The sequence below is a fragment of the Mesorhizobium waitakense genome (assembly GCF_056431085.1).
On sequence record NZ_JBWKME010000090.1, the window covers coordinates 62377 to 84012 of the forward strand.

22 protein-coding genes are annotated in these 21636 nt (G+C 63.3%); 11 read left to right on the forward strand and 11 right to left on the reverse strand.

What is annotated here, in order from left to right; genetic code table 11:
* Positions 1-123 precede the first annotated feature (123 nt).
* A complete protein-coding gene (locus AC07FD_RS19215) occupies positions 124-1062 on the forward strand; it encodes a diacylglycerol/lipid kinase family protein (protein WP_478351125.1) in 939 nt (312 codons plus the stop codon).
* A gap of 80 nt (positions 1063-1142) precedes the next feature.
* On the opposite strand, the gene AC07FD_RS19220 is transcribed toward AC07FD_RS19215, so the two are convergent.
* Genes AC07FD_RS19220 through AC07FD_RS19230 form a run of 3 tightly spaced genes read right to left on the reverse strand, consistent with a single transcriptional unit; the run spans position 1143 to position 4881 of the window.
* On the reverse strand, positions 1143-2060 hold the full coding sequence (locus AC07FD_RS19220) for an NAD(P)-dependent oxidoreductase (RefSeq protein ID WP_478351126.1): 918 nt from the start codon (positions 2058-2060) through the stop codon (positions 1143-1145).
* Positions 2057-3268: a mandelate racemase/muconate lactonizing enzyme family protein gene (locus tag AC07FD_RS19225; protein WP_478351127.1), complete on the reverse strand. Its 1212-nt coding sequence runs from the start codon at positions 3266-3268 to the stop codon at positions 2057-2059. Before AC07FD_RS19225 ends, AC07FD_RS19220 begins: the two co-directional genes overlap by 4 nt.
* A complete protein-coding gene (locus AC07FD_RS19230; RefSeq protein ID WP_478351128.1) occupies positions 3265-4881 on the reverse strand; it encodes a GMC family oxidoreductase in 1617 nt (538 codons plus the stop codon). The genes AC07FD_RS19225 and AC07FD_RS19230 overlap by 4 nt, the downstream gene beginning before the upstream one ends.
* Positions 4882-5083: 202 nt before the next feature.
* Between AC07FD_RS19230 and AC07FD_RS19235 the strand changes: the two genes are divergently transcribed.
* A complete protein-coding gene (locus AC07FD_RS19235; protein ID WP_478351129.1) occupies positions 5084-6025 on the forward strand; it encodes a phosphoribosylaminoimidazolesuccinocarboxamide synthase in 942 nt (313 codons plus the stop codon).
* A gap of 91 nt (positions 6026-6116) precedes the next feature.
* On the forward strand, positions 6117-6512 hold the full coding sequence (locus AC07FD_RS19240) for an acyl-CoA thioesterase (protein WP_095090906.1): 396 nt from the start codon (positions 6117-6119) through the stop codon (positions 6510-6512).
* A 257-nt stretch (positions 6513-6769) separates the two neighbouring features.
* Here the strand turns inward: AC07FD_RS19240 and AC07FD_RS19245 are convergent, their stop codons facing one another.
* The gene (locus AC07FD_RS19245) at positions 6770-7138 is read right to left on the reverse strand and encodes a winged helix-turn-helix transcriptional regulator (protein WP_167392347.1); all 369 of its coding nucleotides are present in this window, start codon (positions 7136-7138) and stop codon (positions 6770-6772) included.
* A gap of 89 nt (positions 7139-7227) precedes the next feature.
* On the opposite strand from AC07FD_RS19245, the gene AC07FD_RS19250 reads away from it, so the two are divergent.
* On the forward strand, positions 7228-7833 hold the full coding sequence (locus tag AC07FD_RS19250) for an NADPH-dependent FMN reductase (protein WP_095090908.1): 606 nt from the start codon (positions 7228-7230) through the stop codon (positions 7831-7833).
* 55 nt (positions 7834-7888) lie between these two features.
* Here the strand turns inward: AC07FD_RS19250 and AC07FD_RS19255 are convergent, their stop codons facing one another.
* A complete protein-coding gene (locus AC07FD_RS19255) occupies positions 7889-8302 on the reverse strand; it encodes a winged helix-turn-helix transcriptional regulator (protein ID WP_478351130.1) in 414 nt (137 codons plus the stop codon).
* A 97-nt stretch (positions 8303-8399) separates the two neighbouring features.
* On the opposite strand from AC07FD_RS19255, the gene AC07FD_RS19260 reads away from it, so the two are divergent.
* The gene (locus tag AC07FD_RS19260; RefSeq protein ID WP_478351131.1) at positions 8400-9380 is read left to right on the forward strand and encodes a quinone oxidoreductase family protein; all 981 of its coding nucleotides are present in this window, start codon (positions 8400-8402) and stop codon (positions 9378-9380) included.
* A 78-nt stretch (positions 9381-9458) separates the two neighbouring features.
* Here the strand turns inward: AC07FD_RS19260 and AC07FD_RS19265 are convergent, their stop codons facing one another.
* Positions 9459-11468 (reverse strand): ABC transporter ATP-binding protein/permease, encoded by a 2010-nt coding sequence (locus tag AC07FD_RS19265; protein ID WP_478351132.1) that lies wholly within the window; start codon positions 11466-11468, stop codon positions 9459-9461.
* A gap of 99 nt (positions 11469-11567) precedes the next feature.
* Between AC07FD_RS19265 and AC07FD_RS19270 the strand changes: the two genes are divergently transcribed.
* From AC07FD_RS19270 to AC07FD_RS19285, 4 genes are all read left to right on the forward strand, one after another.
* Positions 11568-11702, forward strand: coding sequence for a hypothetical protein (locus AC07FD_RS19270; RefSeq protein ID WP_478351133.1), 135 nt, complete (start codon positions 11568-11570; stop codon positions 11700-11702).
* 193 nt (positions 11703-11895) lie between these two features.
* Positions 11896-12450 (forward strand): winged helix-turn-helix transcriptional regulator, encoded by a 555-nt coding sequence (locus tag AC07FD_RS19275; protein ID WP_095090912.1) that lies wholly within the window; start codon positions 11896-11898, stop codon positions 12448-12450.
* Complete coding sequence (locus AC07FD_RS19280; RefSeq protein WP_478351134.1) at positions 12447-13571, forward strand: HlyD family secretion protein; 1125 nt, start codon at positions 12447-12449, stop codon at positions 13569-13571. Before AC07FD_RS19275 ends, AC07FD_RS19280 begins: the two co-directional genes overlap by 4 nt.
* Before the next feature lie 7 nt (positions 13572-13578).
* Entirely contained in the window at positions 13579-15141 is a 1563-nt protein-coding gene (locus AC07FD_RS19285; protein WP_478351135.1) for a DHA2 family efflux MFS transporter permease subunit, read from the forward strand.
* A gap of 54 nt (positions 15142-15195) precedes the next feature.
* On the opposite strand, the gene AC07FD_RS19290 is transcribed toward AC07FD_RS19285, so the two are convergent.
* From AC07FD_RS19290 to AC07FD_RS19310, 5 genes are all read right to left on the reverse strand, one after another.
* Positions 15196-16506, reverse strand: a complete 1311-nt coding sequence (locus AC07FD_RS19290; protein WP_477282408.1) for a hemolysin family protein — start codon at positions 16504-16506, stop codon at positions 15196-15198.
* 157 nt (positions 16507-16663) lie between these two features.
* Positions 16664-17371 carry an LssY C-terminal domain-containing protein gene (locus AC07FD_RS19295; protein ID WP_478351136.1) on the reverse strand — a complete coding sequence of 236 codons (708 nt, stop codon included), beginning with the start codon at positions 17369-17371 and terminating at the stop codon, positions 16664-16666.
* 85 nt (positions 17372-17456) lie between these two features.
* Complete coding sequence (locus tag AC07FD_RS19300; RefSeq protein ID WP_477228166.1) at positions 17457-18263, reverse strand: extensin-like domain-containing protein; 807 nt, start codon at positions 18261-18263, stop codon at positions 17457-17459.
* A 116-nt stretch (positions 18264-18379) separates the two neighbouring features.
* A complete protein-coding gene (locus tag AC07FD_RS19305) occupies positions 18380-18967 on the reverse strand; it encodes an extensin-like domain-containing protein (protein WP_478351137.1) in 588 nt (195 codons plus the stop codon).
* 621 nt (positions 18968-19588) lie between these two features.
* The gene (locus AC07FD_RS19310) at positions 19589-20014 is read right to left on the reverse strand and encodes a DUF3775 domain-containing protein (RefSeq protein ID WP_184874603.1); all 426 of its coding nucleotides are present in this window, start codon (positions 20012-20014) and stop codon (positions 19589-19591) included.
* Between the two features lie 145 nt (positions 20015-20159).
* Here AC07FD_RS19310 and AC07FD_RS19315 point away from each other — a divergent pair, with 145 nt between their 5' ends.
* Both AC07FD_RS19315 and greA read left to right on the forward strand, forming a co-directional pair.
* Positions 20160-20699 carry a tetratricopeptide repeat protein gene (locus tag AC07FD_RS19315; protein ID WP_478351138.1) on the forward strand — a complete coding sequence of 180 codons (540 nt, stop codon included), beginning with the start codon at positions 20160-20162 and terminating at the stop codon, positions 20697-20699.
* A gap of 306 nt (positions 20700-21005) precedes the next feature.
* Positions 21006-21479 (forward strand): transcription elongation factor GreA, encoded by a 474-nt coding sequence (greA, locus tag AC07FD_RS19320; RefSeq protein WP_095090920.1) that lies wholly within the window; start codon positions 21006-21008, stop codon positions 21477-21479.
* Positions 21480-21636: the final 157 nt, after the last annotated feature.

Below are 21636 nucleotides of genomic sequence, written 5' to 3' on the forward strand. Positions count from 1 at the left end.
CCGGTCCGCCATGACGGGCGGCAGCGGTGGACATTCGCCCTTGCCCTGCCGGCGGGCACGGGCTTCAATGCCGGCAAAGGATTCGAGGCGCCGGCGCCTTGATGTCCTTGCGGGAGGGTGTGCTTGAAAGTCGGAGTGGTCCTCAATCCGATTGCCGGTGGCGGCCGGCTGAAACGGCATTGGCCGGAGGTCGCCGCGTCACTGAAAAGGCATTTCGGTGAATTCGAGCTGCGTGAGACGCAGGCCGAAGGTGACGCCGAAAGACTGGCGCTCGATCTCGCGGCAAACGGTTTCGACCTAGTGATCGCGGCCGGCGGTGACGGCACCGCCAGCGAGGTGGCCGACGGGCTGCTGCAGGCGTCCAAGGAAGGCCGCAGAACAACCGAGCTTGGCCTCTTGCCGTGCGGGACCGGCATCGATTTCGCGCGCGGGCTCGGCCTGCCGCGCGAGGTTGATGCGGTGCTGAAGCGGCTCGCCGAGACCAAGCCTCGGAAAGTCGATGCCGGGCGCATTTGCTACATCGACGACCATGGCGCGCTGGCCAGCCGGCATTTCATCAACATCGCCAGCCTCGGCCTGTCGGGTGCCACCGACCGCGCGGTCAACGCCGACAAGCGCAAGGGCAAGACGTCGGCCAAGACGCTGTTCCTGTGGCGCACCGTGGTCGAATTCATCCGTTACCGCTTCCAGCATGTCAGGATCACAGTCGACGACGGCACGCCGGTCGAGGCGCGCATGGCGCTGGTGGCGGTCGCCAACGGCAAGTTCTTCGGCGGTGGCATGATGATCGCGCCGGATGCGGAGCTGACCGACGGGCAGTTCGACATCGTCATCCTGCGCGCGGCCGGCAAGCTGAAGCTGATCTGGGATATCCGGCTGCTCTATGGAGGCCGGCACCGCAACCATCCCGCGATCACCATCCTGCGCGGCCGGAAAGTGGTGGTCGAGCCGCTCGGCGATGTCGAGACGAACGGCGCGATGGTCGACATCGATGGCGAGTCGCCGGGACGCATACCGGCGACCTTCGAGATCCTGCCCGGCGCGCTGACGCTCAGATATTGAATCAAGTCGTTAACAGATCGATTCAGGTGAGTCCGGAGATGGGTCCAACCAACTGAAATCGCTTGATTTCTTGCCTGGTGTCAGACTTCGAGCTTGGCTGGAAAACCGGGCGCGCGCAGGTCAGTGCCAACGGCATCTTCCAGCAGTTTGACGATCTGGGTCGACCACGCGGCGCCGCCATAGGCTTCCTTGCCTTGTTCAAAAATCGCGTTGACGCGCGATGCCAGCTCGAGCGGCACGCCAGACTGTTCGCCCATGGCGAGCGCGAAGCCGAGATCCTTCAGCGCCAAGTCCATGGTGAAGCCGATGTCGTAGGAGCCGTTGAGAATGAGCTGGCTTTCGGTCTCATGGACGAAGCTGTTGCCGGAGGAGGCGACGATGGCGTGGTAGGATTGGGCGAGGTCGAGCCCGCCTTGCCTGGCCAGCATCAAGGCCTCGCCGGCGGCGACAAGATGGATGAAGGCGAGCATGTTGGTGATCACCTTGATCACCGCCGCCGAGCCGACCGGACCCATCAGGAACGATTTCGCGCACATCGCTTGGATGGCCGGGCGATGGCGCGCATAAAGTGCTGCATCGCCACCGACCAGTGCGGTGATTTTTCCAACCGCCGCCAGATGCACGCCACCGGTGACCGGGCATTCCAACGTTTCGATGCCCTTGGCCGAGGCGAGGGCGGCCAGACGCACGATCTCGTCGCGGCCGTTGGTCGACATCTCGATCCAGGTGCCGCCCTCTGGCAGGCCCTCGAGCAAGCCGCCTGGACCGGCCAACACCGCTTCGCTGACTTTGGGCGAGGGCAGGCAGGTTACCGCATTGCCGGCTCGCGCGGCGGCCTCGGCGGGACTGTTGGCGGCGGTGGCGCCGAGCGCGACGAGGCGCTCGACAGCAGCGGGCTCGCGGTCGAAGACGGTGACCGCGAAGCCGTTGCGGATCAGGCTGGCGGCAAGATTGCCGCCGAGATGGCCAAGGCCGATGAAGGCATAGCTTTCGCTCACGGCATCAGCGGCGTCTGCATCATCTGCAGATGCAGTTCCTTGCCAGTGTAGGGATGCGCATCGCAGACCGCTTCGTTGAGCTCGACGCCGAGGCCGGGCTCCTTCGAGGGGATCACATTGCCGTCCTGCCACTCGATCTTCTTCGTAAGCAGCGTTGCGTGGAACCCGTCCCACTGCTTCAGCGATTCCAGGATTAGGAAGTTGGGCAGCGTCACCGCCAACTGGATGTTGGCAGCACCGACGATCGGCCCGCAATAGCAGTGCGGGGCGACCTGGATATGGTAAGCCTCGGCCATGGCGGCGATCTTCTTGGTTTCGAGGATGCCGCCCGAGCGGCCGAGGTCTGGCTGCAGGATGGTCGCGGCGCGGTTCTCGATGACGCGGGCGAATTCGAACTTGGTCGTCAGCCGCTCGCCAGTGGCGATCGGGATCGACGTGCCTCGCGCCACCTGCGCCATCACTTCAGGCATGTCGGGCGGCACCGGCTCCTCGAACCACAGCGGGTCATAGGGTTCGATGGCGCGGGCCATGCGCAGCGCGCCGGAGGCGGTGAATTGGCCATGGGTGCCGAACAGGATGTCGGCGCGGGTGCCGACCGCCTCGCGGATCGCCTTGATCATGCGCGCCGAGAGATCGATGTCGGCAAGGCGCGGCTGGTGACCGTCGAAGGCGGTGTAGGGACCGGCCGGGTCGAGCTTGACGGCATTGAAGCCCTGCTCGACATATTCGAGCGCGCAGGCGGCGGCGAGATCGGGGTCGTTGTAGACGTTCTTGCCGCGTGCATCCTCGGAGTGGACGCTGCCGGTGTGCGGGTAGAGATAGGTGTAGGAGCGCAGCGTCTCGTGCACCTGGCCACCGAGCAGTTTGTAGACCGGCTTGTTGGCTTCCTTGCCGACAATGTCCCAGCAGGCCATTTCGAGCGCCGAGAAGCAGCCCATGCCGGACACGTCAGGGCGCTGGGTGAAGCCCGACGAATAGGCGCGGCGGAAGAAATTCTCGATGTCGTGCGGATCGCGGCCGATCAAATAGCGCTCGGCCATGTCCTCGACCATCTTCGCCGTGACATGGGCGGAGAAGGTGGCGTTGTAGGCCTCGCCATAGCCGACGACACCGCCATCGGTGGTCAGCTTGACGAATATAAAATACTTGCCGCCGATGCCGGGCGGCGGGTTGCCGACAACCCAGGTCTTGACGTCGGTGATTTTCATTTTTGGTCCTCCAGAACCAGTTCGGCGCCCTTCCAACCGGTCATGATCGAGGCGGCGTTGGTGTTGCCGGTGATGTTGTCGGGAAAGATCGAGGCGTCGATGACGCGCAAGCCCTCGATACCGTGCAGCTTGAGGCGCGGATCGACCACGGCGCGCGTGGGATCGGGACCCATGCGGCAGGTCGAAACCGGATGATAGACAGTGCCCGAACGCTTCCGGAAATCCTGGATCAGATCGACGTCTGATGTGATCGACGGGCCCGGCAGGACCTCTTCCTCGATGATCTCGGCCATTGCCGGCATCGAGGCGATCTTGCGCACGAACTTCACCGCGTCGAGCATCTCGGCGACGTCGGCCTCGGTCGAATACGCATTGGCCGATATCCTGGGATAGTCGCGCGGATTGCTGGATCGGATCATGATCTCGCCACGGCTCGACGGGCGGCAATTGGACAGGCCGATGGAAAAGCCCGGCCACGGGTCGGGCGTCAGGATCGGACGCTCACCGCTTTTGGGAATGACGGTCGAGAAGGCCTGGAAATAGAGCTGCATGTTGGGGCGGGTCGCCGCCGGGTCGGTGCGGAAGAAGCCGCCGGCATTGTTCATCGACAGCGACAGCGGCCCGGACCGCGTCAGGATGTATTGCATGCCGACCAGGAGCTTGCCCCACCACGGACGCAGTGTCTGGTTGAGCGTCGGCAGCCTGCTCTTGAAGGTGTAGTTGATGCCGACATGGTCCTGCAGATGCGCGCCGACATTCTCGTTGGCGTGGACGACGGCGATGCCAAGCCCCTTGAGCAGCGCCGAGGGGCCGACGCCGGACTGCTGCAGCAATTGCGGCGAATTGACCGAGCCGCCCGACAGGATGACCTCACGGCCGGCACGCGCCGTCTTCGTCTCGCCGTTCTGCAGATATTCGACGCCGACGGCGCGCTTGCCTTCGAACAGCACCCGGGTCGCCAGCGCGTTCATCTCGACGCGGACGTTGGCGCGCTTCATCGCCGGGCGCAGGAAGGCACGCGCCGCCGACATGCGGCGGCCGTTCCTGGTCGAGATCTGGTAGACGCCAACGCCTTCCTGGGCAGCACCGTTGAAATCCGGGTTGAGCGGCAGACCGGCCTGCTGGCCGGCGGCGAGATAGCGCTTGGTCAGCGGGTGGACCGCGTCCGAACAATCGGTGACATGCAGCGGGCCGCCGACACCGCGCCATGCGTCGGCGCCGGCCTGATTGTCCTCCAGCGCCTTGAAGGCGGGCAAGATATCGTCATAGCCCCAGCCTGGGTTGCCGGCGGCTGCCCAGGCATCGAAATCCTCGCGCGCGCCCCGGATCCAGACCATGGCATTGATCGAGCTCGAGCCGCCAAGCAGCTTGCCGCGCGGCCAGTGGTCGGCGTTGCCCGCCAGGCCGGGGTCCGGCTCGGCCTTGTAGTTCCAGTTCACCGCCGGATCGAAGAAGGTCTTGCCGTAGCCGAGCGGCATCTGCACGTAGAAGCGGCGGTCGGTGCCGCCGGCTTCCAGCACCAGCACGGAAAAGCGTCCGGAGGCCGACAGTTTGTCGGCCAGGACCGAGCCGGCCGAGCCGGAGCCGACGATGATGAAGTCATAGGTCTGCATGATTGGTGGGCGGCTCCGGAAATCTGGCCACAGCCTAGACGCGGCGGGTCCGCCGCGTCGCCGCTCCTTCCGGCATCGGTTGTGAAAAAAGCGACCGCGATGCCAGGTCGAGTTGCGGGGAATCCCGACAATCGCGCTTGATATGCATGGGGTCGACAGCTTATGCGATGACATCAGCCAATCTGCGGAAGGCAGGAATCATATGCGCACCTTGCCTGATGCTTTCATTCCCGAATTGCCGGGCCACTACAGCGGCAAGGTCCGCGAAAACTACGACCTGCCGGACGGCAGGCGCATCATCATCGCCACCGACCGTCTCAGTGCCTTCGACACCATCCTGACCTCGATCCCGTTCAAGGGGGAGATCCTCACCCAGACGGCGCGGTACTGGTTCGAGGAAACCGCCGATATCTGCCCGAACCATGTTCTCGAATATCCCGATCCAAACGTCGTCGTCGGCACAAGGCTGGACATCCTGCCGGTCGAGATCGTCGTGCGTGGCTATCTGGCGGGAACCACCAGCACCTCGATCCTGACAAGGTACCGGCGCGGTGAGCGGGACATGTATGGAATGACCCTGCAGGACGGCCTGCGCGACAACGAAAAACTGGCCGAGCCGATCATCACGCCGACCAGCAAGGCCCTGCACGGTGGCCATGACGAGCCCCTGTCCAAGGCCGAGATCCTTGACCAGGGCCTTCTCACGCCGGCGCAGTGGGATACCGTATCGGGCTATGCCTTGCAGCTGTTCGCCCGTGGACAGCAGCGCGCCGCCGAACGCGGCCTCATCCTCGCCGATACGAAATACGAATTCGGCACCGACAAGAACGGGACCATAATCCTTGCCGACGAAATCCACACGCCGGACAGCAGCCGGTACTGGATCGCCAAGAGCTATGAGGAAGCCCTCGCCAGCGGCAGCCGGCCGGAGAGCTTCGACAAGGATTTCATCCGGTCGTGGGTCTCTGCGCGATGCGATCCCTACAGCCAACCGATTCCCGACATACCCGACGAGATCGTCGAGCAGGCATCGCGGGTCTATGCGCAGGCTTACGAGGCAATCACGGGCAGAGAATTCTCTCCCGACCTTTCTGGGAATAGCGTCCTGGATCGCATTCGCTCAAACCTCGCGCGTTACTTCTAGCGGCCAAGCGAGACTTCGGAGGGTGGCGCGTTGACCTCTCGGCGCCATGACGCTACGGGATCGAGGGCATTGACCTCGAAGGATTTCCCCCATGGTGCACTACGCTGAAGGACGGCCGCTCGGCGATCTGACGCTGCGCACGCTGGCCATGCCTTCGGACGCCAATGCGGCCGGCGACATCTTCGGCGGCTGGGTGATGGCGCAGATGGATCTTGCCTGCGGCATCCGTGCGGCCGAGCGCGCAAAGGGCCGCGTGGTGACTGCGGCGGTCAAGGAAATGTCGTTCGCCAAGCCGATGAAGATCGGCGACACGCTGTGCATCTACACCCATGTCGAGCGTGTCGGCCGCACCTCGATGACGCTCAAGGTCGAGGCCTGGGCGCAGCGCTATCTCTCAGACCTGATGGAGAAGGTCACCCATGCCGATTTCGTCATGGTCGCGCTGGATGGCGAGGGCAAGCCAAAGGCGGTTCCGGCGGAAGCCTGACCGGGGGCTTCGGCGCACAGCCATGCCGGGGTGAACACGCGGCAGATGCGAAACGGGCCGCGCGCACGGTCTGTTGATGAACGAAGACAATCAGTCAACGATTGCTGAACGCCGCGCTGGCAGTTACCGCCGCGGCTTTGTCCTTGTCCGCTGACGGCGTTCGTCTGAAAGGCAGACCCGAAACCGGTCAACTGCCGCCGACGGAATGCAATGTCGCTAGCGCAGCCATCGGCGAAAACCATTCCAATACAAAGGCTTCAGGCATGCGTCGCGTCGAATTTCTCACGTGCTGCCCGCACGCGCGTGGTGTTGACGCGGGCCCATTCGCCGAGTGCGCTGACCGGGATCAGCAACTCATGGCCGAGTTCGGTCAGCTCGTAATCGACGCGCGGCGGAATGGTCGGGAACACCGTGCGGGTGACGAAGCCGTCACGCTCCAAACCGCGCAAGGTGGTGGTCAGCATCTTCTGCGAGATGCCGCCGACAGCAGCACGTAACTCATTGAATCGCAACGGTCCTTGGCCGAGCTTGCCGACCACGAGAACGGTCCATTTATCGCCGACGCGCTGCAGGATTTCCGAAACGGCGCGGCAATCTTCGGTGTTGAGCGGGTTCCTCAGTAACAAAAAGGTGCCTCCTTGCGCCGCGAGTTGACAGTATCTCATATAGCGCCGGTATCCAAACGATACCAGCTTTACTTGCAAGGAAGAGCCCCATGTCAAAACCTAAGATCGCCATCGTTGTCGGTTCGACGCGCGCCGCGCGCTTCGCCGACGTACCAACCCAGTGGATTGCCAAGATCGCCAAATCGCATGCCGATATCGACGTCGAGATCGTCGATCTGCGCGACTTCCCGCTGCCGTTCTTCGACGAGGTCGCATCCTCCGCCTGGGCGCCGTCGCAGAATGAAGTGGCGAAGCGCTGGCAGAAGAAGGTCGCTGAATTCGACGGCTTCATCTTCACCGCCGCCGAATACAATCATGGTCCGACGGCCGTGCTGAAGAACGCCATCGACTACGCTGCCAACGAATGGAACAAGAAGCCGGCCGGCTTCGTCGGCTATGGCAGCGTCGGCGGCTCCCGTGCCGTCGAGCAGCTGCGCCTTCATGCGGTCGAATTGCAGATGGCGCCGGTCAAGTCGGCCGTCCATATCGCCTGGGGTGACTTTCTCGCCGTCCGCCAGGGCGAGAAGAAGCTCGAAGAGCTCGAGCACCTGAACCAAGCCGCCACAGCGCTGGTCAACGACGTCGCGTGGTGGGCCAAGGTGCTCAAGGCAGCGCGTCAGGCCGACGCCGTCGCCGAGGAAGTCAAGGCGGCCTGACCGCCGGTTCGAATTAACCTCCCAAGGATCCGGGGCGGCGCTTGCGCCGCCCTTTTCAATTGTGGGAGGCGTGCGTCTCCCGCGCCGGCCTTGGGCGGATGATGCAATCAGCGAGGCGATCCATTTCGTTGAGTTCGTCGGCGTGGTGCTGGCCCCATTGGCAGAGCGCCAGCAGGATCGGCTCGAGGCTGAGGCCGAGACTTGTCGCGGAGTATTCGACGCGCGAAGGCACTTCGGCAAAGATCTCGCGGCTGACGAGGCCGTGCTCCTCCATTTCGCGCAGCTGCTGGATCAGCACCTTCTGGGTGATGCCGGGCATCATCGTCTTCAGCGCCGACAGCCGCCGCGGGCCGTCGAAGAGATGGTAGAGGATGACCGCCTTCCAGCGCCCAGCGATCACTTTCAGGGCGCGTTCCGCAGGCAGCATCGGCAATCGCTTGATGGGCGGTCTCTTGCTCGGATTGGCCATGGTCACCTCCTGGTCAGCAGGGGACAAATGAGTGTGTAGTCGAGGCTGCGCAGATAGTGGCAAACCGTGGCCGATGCCATAGCGATCGGAGTTTGCCATGAAAGCCATTCAAGTCAGCCGCTTCGGCGGCCCAGATGTGCTGGAGGCGGTCGACCTGCCGTCGCCAGTGCCGCAGGCCGGCGAGGTGTTGGTCCGCGTCCATGTCGCCGGGATCAATTTCTTCGAAGTGCTGATGCGCAGGGATGGCTACGCGGTGACGCCGCAACTGCCGATGATCCTTGGTGTCGAGGCCGCGGGCTCCGTCGAGGCTGTTGGACACGGGGTGGATGCGTCGCTGCTGGGAGCCCGTGTCGCCGCGCCCTTGTTCGTTTCAAAGCATCCTCACAGCGGCTATGCCGAGGAGGTGACGATCGACGCCGATCTCGTCGTGCCGCTGCCGGGTGCCCTATCGTTCGAGGATGCGACGGCGTTGATGGTGCAAGGGCTGACGGCCCTTCACCTGCTGCGGCAAAGCCCGCCAAACGGCAAGTCGGTGCTGGTGCCGGCCGCGTCGGGTGGCGTCGGTTCGCTGCTTGTCCAGTTGGCCCGGCTAAAGGGCGCACGCAAGGTGATCGCGGCCGCCGGCGGCAAGGCCAAGCTCGATCTCGCTCTGTCGCTCAGCGCCGATGCCGCCGTCGACTATCTCAAGCCAGAGTGGCCCGCCCGCGTTCGCGACACCACGGACGGGCAGGGCGCCGATATCATCTACGACACGGTCGGTGGCGCGCTGACGGCTGCGTTGCTGCAGGCTCTGGCACCCGGGGGCGAACTGGTGTTCGCCGCACTTGGCCGCTACACGCTCGCGGCTTCCGACCTGGAAGCGATGATCGGCCGCAACCAGTCCTTGAGAGGTTTCGCGCTGCTGCCGCTGCTGTCCACGGACGTACTGAAAGCCAGCCTGTCCGAGCTGTTCCAACTGGCGGCAAGCGGTCGGCTGCAGGTTGCGATCGGCGGCCGTTTCCCACTCGACCAGGCTGGCGAAGCGCACCGCTTGCTCGACGAGCGCCGCTCGACGGGGAAGGTGGTGCTGATGCCCTAGTCTAGTATTGTGGTCGACTAATCGCCTGCAGAGACCGCGGACTGCTCTTTTTCTGGGACTGCGTCGCGTTACCCATGGTCACGCTGCCTTTCGGCCAGAGCCCCACAAGGCGCGCCCGATCAAGTTCCGTCTGCCCTTGCGTGGGACAAGATCGATATCGCTGACAAGCTTTGCGCCGCCCTCGCGCCGCTCCAATGTGATCTTGCGGCTATGGAAGGCTTCCAGTTCGGCGCGATGCGCCACGCTTATGATGGTGACCTTCGGCAATTCTTGGATGAGCACCTCCATCATCTTGCCCTGGCTCTTCTCATCGAGCGCCGCGGTTGCTTCATCCAGCACGATGATGTCGGGGCTGTGCAGCAGGAGACGCGCGAAGGCAAGTCGCTGTTTTTCGCCACCCGACAAGGTCTGGTCCCATGGCGCGTCTTCCTCGATCTTGTTGGCGAGATAGGCGAGCCCCACTCTATCGAGCGCAGCCTTGATCTCCTTAATCGTCCAGTTGTCGGCGGCGGCGGGATAGGCGACTGCGCGGCGAAGCGTGCCCGAGGGGATGTAGGGTCGTTGCGGCAACATGAACAGCCGCCTGTCGGCGTGGAAATTGACGCTGCCGCCACCCCACGGCCACAGGCCTGCGACGGCCCGCACCAGCGTGCTCTTGCCTGAACCGGATTCACCGGCCACCAGCACCCGCTCGCCTGGTTCGATCACGACCTTGGTTTCCTTGACCACGGACGTGCCGTCGTCGAGCGTCACGGAGAGATTGTCGATGCTGAGCATCGCGCCGTCTTCGGTTTCGCCACGTTGGATGCGTCCCAGGGCGTCGCTCTGCTCGGCGCGCTCGAGCCCATCGAGCGACATCATCAGCGAGGCGATGCGCCTTGCCGAGGCGTTCCAGTCGGCGAGACGGGGGTAGTTGTCGACCAGCCATCCGAATGCGCCCTGCACGATGGCAAAGGCGGAGGCAGCCTGCATGACCTGTCCAAGTGTCATGCTGCCTTCGAGAAACTTTGGAGCGCAAAGCAAAACCGGCACGACCGGCGCAAACAGGCTCGACCCCTGTGACACCAGTGCGGTGCGCATGTGCTGGCCTGTGAGGAGCGCCCATTGCCTGAGCACATGGGCGAACCTCTTGTCGATGCCGCTGCGCTCCTCCTCCTCGCCGCCGAGCAATGCGATACTCTCGCCGTTCTCGCGCACGCGCGTCAGCGTGTAGCGGAATTCGGCTTCCGCCTGGTTCTTTTCCTCGGAGAGGTGGACGAAATGGCGGCCAATCACCGCCATCGAAGTGGACGTGATCGCGGCATAGATGATCGCCGTGATGACGAGGAAGCCGGGAACCGTGATGGTCGAACCCGAGATTGTGAAGCTCAGGGCTCCGCCGATCGTCCACAGCACCACGATGAAGGTCGAGGCCGACAGAAACGCGTTGATGACACCGGCGGTGAAGTCGACCGGGGATTCGGTGGCAATCCGCAAATCCTCCGAAACGCGAGCTTCGGGGTTCTGGTGGTCGCCGCCGACGAGGTTCAACTGATAGTAGCGGCCGTTCGCAAGCCAGCGCGCGATGACCGCGGTGGTGAGCCAGGAACGCCAGCGGCGCTGAATCGTCATGCGAAGAAAGACCTGTGTAACGACAAGGCTTCCGCTTCCGAGCACCAGCGGCACGAAAACGGCGCTAAGGAAGTACACGGTGTGGGCGTCGCGTTGCTCAAGGGCGTCGAAAATCGCCCGATTCCAGCGATTGATCCCATACTGGAAGCCGACGTTCACGCATATCAGGATCAACAGCCCGATCGTGAACGGCCAGGCGAGCCTGTCACCGCCGCGGCCCCAGTAACCGCGCGCACTGATCCAGAAGCGCTTCAACAAGTATTTCTTGCGCGCCTGCTCGGCCTCCTCGGGCGTCAGTTCCGGATCGGGTTCGATGACATCGGGCGGCGGCGCGGCCTGGCCATTGACCTCGGGCGCGGCATGCCCGTCGACCTCGGGCGCGGCTTCGACGGTCGATGCCTTTTCCTGGCGCGACTTTTCAGCTCCGCGTGGTTTGGCACCGTTGACAGATTTCAGCTTGGATTTGACCCCGGACATAGGCCGACAACGGCTTAAAAATCAAAAGGTTTCATGGATGTCAGCGCTTCTCGACAATTATCAGCGCGGGTTGGCAGGCGGGTGGCGAGGAGCTTGTCGATGAAACGCACCCGGGCCGGCATGGGGCCGGCCCGCCGCGGCCATTCAGGCTACCGCCGGGATGTGACGCGGGCCGGTGAGCATGCCGAGGCCAAGGCCTTTGGTCGAGCACATGACCCTATCATTTTGACGTGACGTCGTCGCGATCCGTATCCACAGCGTAGCGCACGGCGCCGCCGTCCATCCGATGGGCGGAATCGACGTCTTGGTGTTTTAGCCGATCTCCGTTGAAAACCGGGTTCCAGCCCTCGATCCTCCCCACAAGTCACTTGCATAATGCAATCCACTAGGCTATGAGTCACTTTCATTTTGAAAGAGACCAGCGACAATGGTTGCCAAAACAAGCTTCGAAACCCGCCCATGCCCCATCGCGCGCAGCCTCGACGATGTGGGTGAGTGGTGGAGCATTCTTCTGCTGCGGGATGCGTTCCAGGGCCTGACGCGCTTCGACCAGTTTCAGAAGAGCCTGGAGATTGCGCCCAACATTCTGACGCGGCGGCTGAACAGCCTGGTCGAGCGCGGCCTGTTCGAGAAGCGCGTCTACTGCGAACGGCCGCTTCGCCATGAATATGTGCTGACCTCCAAGGCGCGCGATTTCCGCCCGGTCCTGCTTTCCTTGCTCGCTTGGGGCAACAAGCATCTGGCGCCCGAGGGCCCCAGCCTCGTCGTTGTGGACAAGGCTGACGGGCGCTGGGCCGAGCCGGTGCTGGTCGATCGCCAGACCGGCAAGGAACTCGACAGCGAGGACTTCGCCATGGCAACGGCACCCAAGGCCACCGATCGCATGCGGCGGCGATATCGCTTCAGCAGCGAAGGCTCAGGCCTTCCGCTGGTCGACAACGCGTTGCTTCAGCACAGCCAGGACGAGGGGCGCGGCAGATGAACAAGGTTCTCTCGCCGGCCGAATTGCAGCCATCGGTCGCCCAAAATCTCACGCCTGCCATTTCCCTTGCCGCCACTCCCATGCCCGCCAGGAAGCGTCGCAGGCCGCTGCTGATGTTGGCAGGCCTTGTCGTGATCGGCGTCGCCGGCTGGTACGGCGTCCAGTGGTGGCAGGCCGGCCGCTTTCTCGTCTCGACCGATGACGCCTATGTCGGCGGCAACGTCACGCCGCTGGCGCCACGGGTCGCCGGTCATATCGACCAGATCCTTGTCGAGGACAACCAGCATGTCGAGGCGGGTCAGCTCGTGATCCGCATCGACGACCGGTCCTTCAAGGCGGCGCTGGAGCATGCGCAGGCATCGGTCCAGCAGCAGCAGTCTGCTCTCGACAATCTTCATGCCCAAATCTCGCTGCAGAATTCGGTGATCGAGCAGGCCGAGGCCGATCTCGAGGCCAAGAGCGCGGCCGCCGTTTTCACCGCTCAGGACGCGAAGCGCTATGAGGTGCTGGCCAGCACCAGGGCCGGTTCCCAGCAGGACGCCGAGAGAAGCTTTGCCGCCGATGGCCAGGCCAAGGCGTCGGTCGCCGCTTCCCGTGCGGGACTTGCGGCGGCGAAGCAACAGCTCGACGTCCTCAACACCCAGATCTCGGAAGCAACCGCCGCGGTCGCGGCAGCCAAGGCCGATGTCGACACCGCGCAGCTCGATCTCGGGTTCACGCAGATCCGTTCTCCCATCGACGGTGTCATCGGCAATAGGCTGGCACAAGTCGGCACCTATGTGTCGCCGGGTAGCTATCTCTTGACGATCGTTCCGGAGAGGGGGCTGTGGGTCGACGCCAATTTCAAGGAGGACCAGCTACGGCAGATGGCCGAGGGGCAGCCGGCGACGGTCTATACCGACATTGCACCTGACGAGCCGCTCAAAGGTCATGTCACCAGCCTGGGGCCTGCAACCGGGGCCATCTTCAGTGTGATCCCGCCGCAGAACGCGACCGGCAATTTCACCAAGATCGTCCAGCGCGTCCCCGTCAGGATCACCATCGACCAGGACCAGGTGCAGAAGGTTGCGCTCAGGCCAGGTCTGTCGACCGCCGTGACGGTCGATACCGCGTCGCGCTGAGGACGCCATGTCAGAGCGCGCCGTCCCGCAGTCCTTCTTCGCGAGCATCCTGCCGTTCATGGTGATGTGCGTGGGGATGTTCATCGCGCTTCTCGACATCCAGATCGTCGCGTCCTCGCTCCAGGATATCGGTGGCGGCCTGTCGGCTGCCCAGGATCAGATCGGCTGGGTGCAGACATCCTACCTGGTGGCGGAAATCATCGTGATCCCGCTATCGGGCTGGCTCACGCGCGTGTTCTCGACCCGGTGGCTTTTCACCATCTCGGCCGCTGGCTTTACCCTGGCAAGCATGCTTTGCGGGTTGGCCTGGAACATTGAAAGCATGATCGCTTTCCGCGCAATGCAGGGGCTGCTCGGGGCGTCGATGATCCCCACGGTCTTCACCTCGTCGTTCCATTATTTTCAGGGTCCGAGGCGGGTCTATGCGGCTGCGGTGGTTGGCAGCATCGCTTCGATCGCGCCGACGCTCGGCCCCGTCATCGGCGGCTGGATCACGGATACGCTGAGCTGGCATTGGCTTTTCTATGTCAACGTCATTCCAGGCACCATCGTCACCATCCTCGTCGCCGCCCTGGTCAAGATCGACGAACCCGATCCGTCCCTTTTGAAGGGCGCCGACTACATCGGCATCGTCCTGATGGCGGTCAGTCTCGGCACGTTGGAATATGTTCTCGAAGAGGGTTCGCGCTGGAACTGGTTCGATGATGCGACAATCCGCAATGGCGCCATCCTCGCGGGGGTCACCGGGATTCTGTTCGTCGTCCGCAGCCTGACCTATTCGCAGCCGGTGGTCGATTTCCGTGCCTTCGGCAACCGCAATTTCGCGATCGGCTGTTTCCTATCGTTCATAACCGGCGTCGGCATCTTCGCCACGATCTTCCTGACGCCGCTGTTCCTCGGTTACGTGCGCGGCTACGACGCCCTGCAGACCGGGCTGGCGGTCTTTTCCACCGGCGTCGCTTCGATGGTCGGTGTCCCCGTCTACATTTTTCTCGCCAAGCGCTTCGACACGCGCTGGCTGATGATGTTCGGGCTTGCCTCTTTCGGTGCGTCGATGTGGAGCTTCAGTGCCATCACCAGCGAATGGGGCGCCGCGCAGCTGCTTCTCCCGCAGATCTTTCGCGGCTTCCCGCAGGTTTTCGCGGTCGCGCCCAGCGTCAATCTCGGTCTCGGCAGCCTGCCGCCCGAACGGCTGAAATATGCCAGCGGCCTGTTCAACACGATGCGCAATCTCGGCGGTGCGGTCGGCATCGCCGTTTGCGGCGCGATCCTGAACGACCGCACCAACTTCCATTTCCTGATGATTGCATCGCATTTGACGCCACAGAATGAGGCTGCCATGCGCCTCGTCGACAACGTCGCACTGCGCTATGGCCAATTGCCCGGCGCCGTCGGCGACGGTCACACCGCTTCGTTGAAGCAGTTGTGGGCGCTGGCCTATCGCGAGGCGTCGACCATGGCCTATGCCGATGCGTTCCTGGTGATCATGGTGGCGTTCGTCATCGCGACGGCGCTCGTTCCGTTCCTGCGCAACGTCACGCCGAAGGCGCCGCCTCCGGACGCGCATTGAAGCGGGACCGACGCGACGACCGAACCAAACCGACAGGAGCCGGAAAGCTGGTCGTCAGCGCACCGGCTCGCGGTGCGTGCCGGGCAGGCGGGTGGCGATGAGCTTGTCGATGCGGCGGCCGTCGAGATCGACCACTTCGAAGCGCCATCCCTGCGCGTCGACGCATTCGCCGGTCGCCGGCAGGTGGTGCATGTGCGACAGCACGTAGCCGGCGACGGTCTCGTAGTCGCGGTTTTCCGGCAGGTCGATGCCGAGGACGTCGGCCATCTCGTCGGCCTGCATGTAGCCGGCGAGCAGCCAGGAGCCGTCCTCGCGCTTGACGGCATTCTCCTCGTCGCCGGCGTCGGTATCCGCCCTGAAGACGCCGGTGATGGCTTCGAGAATATCGGCCGGGGTGACGATGCCTTCGAAATGGCCGTACTCGTCATGCACCAGCGCCATCGGCACGTCGGATTCCTTGAGCTTCTGCAGCACATCCAGCGCGTCGGCCTGGTCGTAGACGATGGGCGCGGCGCGCACATGCCGGCGCGGGTCGAGCACGCGGCCGGCAAGCAGCGCGGCGAGCACGTCGCGCGTCTGGACGACGCCGACCATGACATCGACGCCCCCGTCGCCCGCAGGCAGACGCGAATGCTGGGTCTCCATCAACAGCTTGCGGATGGCGCTCTCGTCGGACTGCAGGTTGATCCAGTCGACCTCGGTGCGCGGCGTCATCACGGCGCGTACGGCGCGGTCGCCAAGCCGCATGACGCCGGCTATCATGCGCCGCTCGTCGGATTCGATGGTGCCGTGATGCTCGGCTTCGGCGACCAGCATCTTGATCTCCTCGTCGGTGACCTTCTCCTCGCTTTCGCCGCGCTGGCCGAGCAGCCACAATATGGCGCGGCCGGAAATGTCGAGCAGGAAGACCAGAGGGGCCGAGACGGTGGCGAGAATGGTCATTGCAGGGGCCGCCCGCGCGGCCACGCGCTCGGGATCGCGCAAGGCGATCTGCTTGGGTACCAGCTCGCCAACGATGAGCGAGAAATAGGTGATGATGGCGACGACGATGCCGACCCCGACCGGATCGGCGACGTTTTCGCGCATGCCGGTCGAGGCCAGGAAGGTGGCCAGCCGGTCGCCCAGCGTGGCGCCGGAAAACGCGCCGGAGAGAACGCCGACCAAAGTGATGCCGATCTGCACCGAGGACAGGAACTTGCCGGGATTGGAGCCAAGCTCAAGAGCCCGGCCGGCGCCGTTGACGCCGCGGTCGATCATCGCCTTGAGCCTGGCCGGGCGCGACGAGACGATGGCGAGCTCGGACATAGACAAAAGGCCGTTCACACAGATGAGGACGACCACGATAGCGATTTCGACGTATAGCATGAGCGGTCAATAGCATTGCGGCGCGGCTTTCGAAAATAGTCCGCCAGGATTTTTAGAAAATGACAGTGACAGCTCTCAACCGATGTCGTCTGCGGCATCGGGGTCACGGCCAATTTTCAGGTCGATCCCGGACCATCTGGTCTCAGAACACATGATCTCACGGCAGTTGCTTCAACACGCCGACAACGGCCTCGCCGTCGGTGAAATAGGGATCGCCGCCGCCATTGCGCCCGCTGCTGGTGGCGCCGATGCCTGCCATGTCTCTGGTCGAGATCAGCGTACCGGCGGTGGCCAGATCGCGCATCAGGAAATTGCGTTCGGCATCGATGTCGGGGCCGATGTGATGGGTGATGGCGCCGGTATCGTGGCTCAGCCCCACGCCGCGATCGAAGCTGGCCGAACCGAGCCACAGCGTCCGGCCGTCATCGCCGCTCGCGCCTGTCTGCCAGAGGCGGACATGATGGCGCCTGTCGGCGCTGGCTCCCACCGGCTTTTCGAACGCAAGATCCTGGGCGCGGCCGTCGAACAACAGCCGGCTGACCGGCGCATCGGGATAGGGATGGTCGAAGAGCACACTTTCACCAATCTCGATCGCGGTCGTCAAGGTCACGGCATCGGCAGTGTCCCAGCCGGCGACGGCGAAGGCATGGACCACTTCCTTCTTGGTGCCGACAAGGCCGACATTGATCGGATCACCCGGAATGCCCTGCGGCGTGTGTGTCACCATCTCGAAGCGCTGGGTGCGAAAGCCGCGATCCCGGAATGTCCAGAATTCCGGCGCGGCGAAATAGGCGAGCGTCAGATAGGCGGCCAGGAAGGCCGTCATCCAGATTGCAATGCGTCGCCGAAAACTTCGCTGGCCCATCACCGTCGCCCGAACGTTCCGGCATCACTCTATGCGATGTCATGTTTCGCCGGCAAAGGGCGTCGACATGCTGTTGTCCGACGCTCTAGCGGCAGGCGCGATAACCGTTCCTGCGGTTCTTGATGTCGAAGTGGAAGTGGTTGCGGTGGTCGTAATTGTAGCCGGGGCCAAGCACGGTGGTGAAATACTGGCAGCCGTCGGCGCGCACATTGTTGAGGAAACCGCGAGTGCGGAAGGCGAACAGGCCGGGCTTGCGCACGTCGATGTCGTCGCCATTGTTGAGCTCGATGCTCATCACATCGAGCGCGTTGCCCTTGCCGTGCTCCGACAGCACGCCTTCGCCGGCAATGTTGCGGCAGGAATAACTGGAACCCTGGTGGATGGTCTTGACGCCGGAGAAATAGCGCCAGCGGGCGGAGGGAACGAGTTCGTTCTTCGTCCAGCCCGCGAAGGTCGCGGCCATGTCGCAGGTCAGCGTGGCGGCAGGCTTCATCTGGATGCTGCCGATGGCCGAGACCTTGACCGGATAATCGATGCCGCACTGACCTTCATGGATCGGCGCCAGGTCGGTGTAGGCGACATCGAGGCGCTTCAACTGCTGGCGGCAGTCGGTTTCGCTGGCCGGCATCTGCTCGACCGGCGACATCGGCTCATCCATGCGCGGATAGGCGGCGCTCGTCATATAGGGATTGGACGGAACAAGCTTCTGCATGCCCGTGTATTGCGGCACGGCGGCGGTCTGCGAACCGACATCGACGGCCGGTTCAAGCGACAGCACGCTGCCGGTGTTGCAAGCCGAAACCGCCGCGAGGGCAAGGCCGGCGGCGACCATCGCAGCACGTTTCGATTGGCGCGCGGCGGTGGAAAACACGACGCGAAATTTGCCGGCCATTGGCGGAATCCCATTCACGGATATCCGGCATTTTAACGATCAAGGGTAAAGGAAAACTCAGCGCCGGCGTTCATGCCTGCGGCCGAATTGCGGCACGCGGTCCCGGCCAACCCTGCTCACTGGCAGAACGTTCCGCCATGGCGGCGCTGTTCGAGATCGAGATGGAAATGCAAGGCATGGTCGGGGTCGGCGCCTGGTCCGAGCACGGTCTTGAACGGTCCGCAGGCGGCCTTGCGCACGGTGTTGAGGAATTTCGCGTCCTTTTCCGGCGGCGTCGGGCCGACTTCGATCTTCTTGCCGTCCGACAGCGTGAAGCTGGCGATGTCGAGCGCGTTGCCGAAGGCGTGTTCCGACAGTTTTCTCGTGCCGTGGCGCGGCCGGCAGACAAAGGCCGATGCCTGGCCGATCGATTGCAGATCCGCGCCGAATTCGGCTTTCGCCGCCGGCTGGATGACGTTAGCGGCGAAACGCGCCGCCGCTTCGGCCATCGGGCAATTGAGCTCGGTCCCGGGGCCGATGGCGATCGACTTGCCGAGTGTCTTCAGCACGATCGGGTAGGGGATCGCGCAGCCGATGTCGGCATTGCTTTCCGCCTTGTGTTCCTCGAACTCGACGCCGAGCGTCTTCAGCCGCTCGCGGCAAGCGACTTCCTCGTCGGGCATTTTCTCGTCGGGGAGATCGGCCGAGCGCGGGTCGGGGAGCATTTTCTCATCGCCTGCATCAGCCGGCTTTTGCGGCGGCTGCGGGGCGACAGCCGGCGGCTCAACCTCGGGCTCCGCGGTCCCAGGCTTTTGTGGTGGCGTCGGCGCCACAGAAGGCGGTTCAGGGCTGTTTTCCGTGTCGGCCGATGGTTCGGGGCGCGCCTGCTTTTCTCGATGCGACTTTTCTTGATTGGACCGGTCAACCGCTCCGCCGCTCCTTGGAGCTTGCGTCTTCAGCTCCTCCTTCTTGGCAATGTCGGCCTTCTGCGCGTCTGCGGGACGTGGCTCCGGTACCGGGACGTCGGCAGGCGATGTCAACGGGTCGATCGTTTTCTGTTGTATCTGCGACGGGCCCGGCATGACGTGCTGAGAGCCCCGCCGTTTCAGGCGATGCTTGCCCCGCGGTTCCAGCGGCTGGTCGGCCCGCAGCGACATCGGCTGCTCAACCTGGGCCTTGTGGTGCCGATGGCGATGTCTGGCGTCGGCGGGCGTAGCCAGCACAGCCGCGATGGCTACGACCAGTGCAATCCTGCAGGTTCGGGAAAAGACAATCGACCCCATGGCCGTCAACGGCAAGGACGCAAGGAGGTTGCCTTGGCCCCATCACGAACGGTAACCACGATGTTACGCGCCGATCGCTTCCAGCCCTTCCTCCAGCCAGTCGGCAAGCAGTGGCATGCCGAGCAGGTACTTTGCCGTGCGTTTGTTGGCGCGTTCACGCGCCGCGGCAAGCGCATCCGCCCACTCAGTGCCATCGTAGTCGCCACGACCGATCCAGGCCAGGGCGATGAGTTCGGCTGCTTCATCGACATTGAGGTCGTTGATCAACTCGCGCAGCTCTTCCTCGGTGAGGTTTTCGGAACTTTCCTCGGCGAGGCCGTCATGATGGTGGTTGGCATGCGCCTCGCCGTCGAGTTCGACCTCATGCTCGGCGCCACCGGCATAGTCTTCATTGACGGCGGCACTCAATGCCTTGGCCTTGAGAATGAACAGGCGCACGGTGTCGGGGCCGATCGAAAGCTCCCAATCCTTTTCAAGGCGCCGCTGCACATTCCGTCTCCGTCAACGTCGTTTGCCGGATGATAGCGGATTTGCAGCATCCGTCACCTGATGTTCTCCGATATGCTTTTTTTCCGGGATGAAACCGAGGGCGTCCGGCGTTAGTGTTGCATTCTCACCCCTCAAGGAGGCTTCGATGCATAAAAGAGTGCTGATCCAGGCGGCGAGCGCGTTGCTCGCTCTACAGTTCCTTGCTGTCCCAGTGTTCGCCGCCGGTAGCGACACTCCGAATACCGACCAGACCGTCACCAAGTGCAAGAAGGGCGAAGTCTGGGACAAGAAGAAGAAAAAGTGCGTCGCACCCCAGGAAGGCATGCTGGACGACGACAGCATCTATGATGCCGGTCATTCGCTGGCGCTGGCAGGCCGCTATGACGAGGCGATCGCCGTGCTCAGCCTTGCCGCCAACAAGCAGGATCCGCGCATCCTCAACTATCTCGGCTATTCGCACCGCCATTCCGGCCGCGTCACCGTCGGCCTCGGCTATTACGAGGAAGCGCTACGCATCGACCCCAACTACACGCTAGTGCGCGAATATCTCGGCGAAGCGCATCTGCAGATCGGCGATCTGGCCGGTGCCCAGCAGCAGTTGATGGAAATCGAGAAGCGGACCGGCAAGGGTTCGCGCGAATACGGCATGCTGTCCGAGCAGATCGACCATTTCATGCGGAGCTGATTTCGGCGCCCAATACTTCTCAATCCGGCCGCGAGCGATCGCGGCCGGATTTTTTGTTGCCGGCCATCGCCGGTTCGCATCTGCCGCGACAATATTTGCGAAAGCAGCGACGGCATTTGCGAAAGCCGGAGAACATTTTCGTAAAACCGATTTTTGGGCGTGAAAAACCCGCGAAGATTGCTATATTCAGGGAAATTGCGGTGAAACGGTTCCGTTAGCCCGAGGCTCTCGGACCGTTTTCTTTTTGTACCCATCGACAAGGCTTTCCCCGAAACGCGGGGGTGGCAGCAGGAAAGGTCAGGCATCATGAACAAGGTCCCGATGACAGGCGAGGGGTTCGCGTCATTGAAGGAAGAGCTGCGCTGGCGCCAGCAGGAAGAGCGGCCGCGCATCATCGAGGCGATCTCCGAGGCGCGCTCGCACGGCGACCTTTCCGAAAATGCCGAATACCATGCCGCAAAAGAGGCGCAGAGCCTCAATGAGGGCCGGGTCAACGAGCTTGAAGATTATATCGCGCGCGCCGAAGTGATCGATGTCAGCAAGCTCAGCGGCGACAAAGTCAAGTTCGGCGCCACCGTGGTGCTGGTCGACGAGGACACCGAGGAAAAGAAGACCTACCGGATCGTCGGCGACCAGGAAGCCGACGTGAAGTCCGGCCGCATCTCGATCTCCTCGCCGATCGCGCGCGCGCTCATCGGCAAGGAAGTCGGCGACGCCATCGAGGTCAACGCGCCAGGCGGCGCAAGGGGTTATGAGATCGTCCAGGTGCAGTTCATCTAGGGGATTTGAGAGGCGCCGATCTGCCCTTTCAAGCTAAAGGATGTCGCCGCCCCTCATCGCCCTGCCGGGCACTTCTCCCCGTATAGTGACGGGGAGAAGGACGCCTTGTCCGAACCTGATAGATAGGTAACAGAATGGACCGATAGCATAGGTGACA